The following is a 3,873-nucleotide window of genomic DNA, read 5'->3' as shown; positions in this document are numbered from 1 at the left end:
GTTGTCGTCGCCTGCTTGTGAAGAGAAATCAGCATCCTCGCCCCGCGTCCCGAACCTCACCCAGCAACGATCTTGCCATGAAGAGCGCAGAGCGGCGAGGGTCTATGTGATCGTCCGGGATGGGACAAGTAGGCTTCTGTGCCTGCGAATGCTGGCCGGTTCTTTGCAATTTCAAAGAGTGAAAGCTCATCCGGGCTAGTCACATCAATAAGCGCACCTGCATCAATCAGAACGAGGGCTGTTTCAGGATTGTCCGCATCGACGGGATGATACAAGGCTGTACGCCCATAATCATCTCTTGCTTCAATGGCAGATCCAGCTGTCAACAAAATTTCCATTGTTTCAGCAGTACCTTCTCTGGCTGCTATGTGAAGTGGTGATGCTCCAGATCGAGTACGAGCATTTACATCTGCACCAGCCTCAACCAGCGCTTGAACGACGTCAGCTTCCACTGAGGTGACCGCATCATGAAGCGGCGTGGAGCCAGTCATTGAGTGCCCAACGCTTATGATGTTTGACGCCCGGGTGGCCGACGGGTCTGCGCCCCATTCCAACAAAAGATCTACCATTGCGGCATTATTATAGCGAGCTGCAAGATGTAGGGGCGTCCAGCCGTCCTCATCCCGAGCAGTAACCGTGGACCCAGCCTCAAGAAGCATTTTGGCTGACGATACTGAACCATCTGCGGCCGCTTCATGTAGAGCCGTTCGCCCAGTAGTGGTGCGCAGATCTATTTGCGCGTTAGAATCTAGAAGAAGGCCGATCATCTCAGGACCACCCCAAGTGGCTGCATAATGTATGGGAGTATTGCCCCATTCATCACGAATATTCACATCAGCCCCACTACCAATCAGGAGTTGAAGTATTCTAGTTCTACTAGGGTTCTGTGCGATGCGGTGAATGGCGGCGATGCCGTGCTCGTCTTGGGAATTCACGATTGCTCCTGCTGCGATTAAGGCAGAAATGGCGTCGGGTCGACCAAGCCTGACAGCATACAACAAGACGCAGCCACGATTTTCTGAAGATGGCGACGCAAACTCGATGTCGAGCAAGATTTGCTCGGGTGGCGTAGTTTGCCAATACTCTGAGTTACAAGCCGATGGGGGGATACCAGCCGCGTTTGCAGATGCTGTCACTAGAATTACGGGAAGGCTTAAGAAACGGAGCACTTTTCTGCATGGTCCTCGAAATGGCGGTCACGTCGACCGCGCCAAGAGAAGATTCCATAGATATATGGCTTCCGCAACTTGCAGGATTATGCACACGAGAGTTGCGCAGGGGCATCGTTCAGCCTCGCCGCCGAACCCGACGCACGGGATGGCATGACCGGGAAGAACGGCGCAAGCGGTCAACCTAGAAGGGCTCACCCCACCACAATATACACCGCCCTCCCGTCCCCCGCCTACCGCCCGAAGCCCGCCAACCCGTCATAATCGATGGCCTCCAGGACCGGCAGCATGTCCTCGCGCGGGGCGCCGCTGGCCTGCACCAGGATGCGGCTGTCCACCAGCCCCGTCAACTCGCCCTCCTGATCGACGAAGCGCTGTCGGCCGACGCGGACGATCTCGCCTGACATGCCCATCAGCATCGGGTTGCCGAACATCGCGGCCATGGCCCCCACCATCGGGTTGTCGGCCATCACCGACAGGGTAAAGGACTTGCCCCCGCCCGCATAGGTCGCCTCGGCCCCGCTGCCGCCGCCCATGAGGGCCAGCCCCTGGTTCATCCCGGTATTGACCTCGCGGGTCCAGCCTTCGGGCGCGGGCGGCAGGAAGGCGGCCAGCCCCTCGGCCGCGACCGACTGAAGCAACTGCCTTGCATAGGCCAGTTCTTCGAGAGCGTATTTCACGTCGCCCGCCTCATAGGCCGCGATGGCGCCGTTCAGCGTGTCCACGATCTCGTCGGCCAGGGCGGGGGCGGGGGCCAGGGCAAGGCAGGCAAGGGCGATCAGGCGTTTCATCGGGCAACTCCTCGGTTCGGTCCGCGCAAGCCTAGCACCCGGCGCGCACGCCTCAAACCCCGCCGAACCGCGCCTGCCAGCAGGGCAGCGGATCGCCCGGCGCGGGGCGCGCGTGAAAGACCCCCCGCGCAATGGCCCGCGCCAGGCAGCAGGCGGCGGCATGGCCCAGCATCAGCACGTCGCGATCCGGATCGGCCAGCGCCCGCGCGCCCGTCGCCGCGGCAAAGACCAGATCGCCGTCAAAGGGCGTGTGGCTCGGCACCAGCGCGCGGGCGATGCCGTCATGCGCGGCAATCGCCAGCCGCGTCGCCTGCGCCTGGGTCAGCGCGGCATCGGTGGCCAGGATGGCGATGGTGGTGGCCTGCCCCGCGCCCAGCTTGGTCAGCGGCACCGCACCGGGATCGTGCCGCCCCGGCCCCAGCCCGCCGAACTCGTCCCCCATCTCGAACGGCGCCGCCCAGAAATGCGGCCCGCCCCCCATCACCGCCGAGCCGACGGCGTTCACCGCCACCAGCGCGCCGACCGTGAACCCGCTGTCCAGCACGACCGAGGCCGAGCCGAGGCCCCCCATCAGATCCGCCGTCGTCGCCCCGAACCCCGCCCCCGCACTGCCCAGCGCCACGTCCTCACCCGCCGCCGCCAGCGCCGCGCGCCCCAGCCGCCCATAGGGGTTTTCCGTCCAGTCCTTGTCGCCGCCATTGAGCAGGTCGAACAGGATCGCGCCCGGCACGATGGGCACGCGCTGCCCCCCCACCTCGAAACCCCGCCCCATCGCGCGCAGGCCGTCCGCCACGCCCGAGGCCGCATCCAGCCCGAAGGCCGAGCCCCCCGCCAGCACCAGCGCGTCCACCCGCTGCACCAGCCGGTCGGGCGCCAGCAGATCGGTCTCGCGCGTGCCCGGCGCGCCGCCCATGACATGCACCCCCGCGACGAAGGGCATGTCGCCCACCAGCACGCTGACGCCGGTCTTCACCCGCGCATCCACGGCCTGGCCGACCTTCAGCCCCGCGACATCCGTGATCAGGTTCCTGCGTCCCGGTCTCATTCCCGTCCCCGTCTTCCGGCCCGGACCATCCGGCCTCATCTATCGGACGCACCGGCCAGCCCGGCAAGGCGCTTTGCGTGGCCCCGGCGGGCCGCACCCGCGCGGGGTGCGGGCCGCGTTACTCGAAGGGCAGGTCGAGGATCGGCCGGCAGGCGATGCGGCCATGGAGCGGCAGGAAATTCCGCCCGGGCCGGGTGACGTCCATCGAGAGGCTGTCGGGCAGGTCCCTTGCGGCGTCGAGCAGCGCGACCTCGGGCGAGACGGTGAAGATGGCGCTCCTGAGGCCGGGCCGGGTCTGGCTGAGGCCGCGGGGCGTGACCAGGTAGATGCGCCGGTTGACCGGCACGCGCAGCTCGCGCTCGGCGAATTCCGACGCCGCGCACCAGAGGTCGGACCCCGAGTCGCCCGCCCGGACGAACACCTCGAATTGGCCGGGGATCGCTGGGTCGGGGACCACGAGGTTGCCGCGGAAGGTCCGGATCGCCTGCGGCGCCTCGTTGGGGCCCGGAGCCACGCAGGCGGTCAGGGCAAGGACGGTGCAGAGCGTCAGGGCAAGGCGCATGGGCGGGTCTCCGGGGCGCGCGGCCAAGGGCGATACCATCGGGATAGTCCGCACAGTTCGATCCGGCAAGGGCCGGCCGGGCGCAGGCGGGCGAAGGGCCGTAGGGTGGGTGAAACCCACCGATGGCCTTAGCGGTTGGGTAAGGTGGGTGAGTTGGCACCCATTCTACGCTAGCTATTTGTCACATCCCGCGTGATTATACGGTCGTTTCTTGAAGATGTCCGGCCTTTGCCGCTGCCAGTCCTTCAGAGCGTCGATGGGCGTTCGGCCCTTGAGCACTGATTGCGGGAGCTGGCCGTTGTAGAG

Annotated in this window: 4 protein-coding genes; all 4 read right to left on the bottom strand. The window is 65.4% G+C overall.

Going from position 1 to position 3,873, the window contains the following annotated elements; translation table 11 throughout:
• Positions 1-56 precede the first annotated feature (56 nt).
• Positions 57-1,052 (bottom strand): ankyrin repeat domain-containing protein, encoded by a 996-nt coding sequence (locus NHN26_RS17220; protein ID WP_253090532.1) that lies wholly within the window; start codon positions 1,050-1,052, stop codon positions 57-59.
• A gap of 350 nt (positions 1,053-1,402) precedes the next feature.
• On the bottom strand, positions 1,403-1,960 hold the full coding sequence (locus tag NHN26_RS17215) for a hypothetical protein (protein WP_253090531.1): 558 nt from the start codon (positions 1,958-1,960) through the stop codon (positions 1,403-1,405).
• Positions 1,961-2,012: 52 nt separating this feature from the next.
• Entirely contained in the window at positions 2,013-3,005 is a 993-nt protein-coding gene (locus tag NHN26_RS17210; RefSeq protein ID WP_253090530.1) for a P1 family peptidase, read from the bottom strand.
• Between the two features lie 118 nt (positions 3,006-3,123).
• On the bottom strand, positions 3,124-3,567 hold the full coding sequence (locus NHN26_RS17205) for a hypothetical protein (RefSeq protein ID WP_253090529.1): 444 nt from the start codon (positions 3,565-3,567) through the stop codon (positions 3,124-3,126).
• Positions 3,568-3,873 lie beyond the last annotated feature (306 nt).

This window comes from Rhodovulum tesquicola (genome assembly GCF_024128855.1).
Taxonomy (GTDB): Bacteria; Pseudomonadota; Alphaproteobacteria; order Rhodobacterales; family Rhodobacteraceae; genus Rhodovulum; species Rhodovulum tesquicola.
This window is presented reverse-complemented; position numbering and strand designations above follow the sequence as displayed.

Bases quoted from the DNA above. Each gene is read 5' to 3' on its own strand.
- NHN26_RS17205 (WP_253090529.1), bottom strand. From the start codon at position 3,567: ATGCGCCTTGCCCTGACGCTCTGCACCGTCCTTGCCCTGACCGCCTGC.
- NHN26_RS17210 (WP_253090530.1), bottom strand. From the start codon at position 3,005: ATGAGACCGGGACGCAGGAACCTGATCACGGATGTCGCGGGGCTGAAG.
- NHN26_RS17215 (WP_253090531.1), bottom strand. From the start codon at position 1,960: ATGAAACGCCTGATCGCCCTTGCCTGCCTTGCCCTGGCCCCCGCCCCC.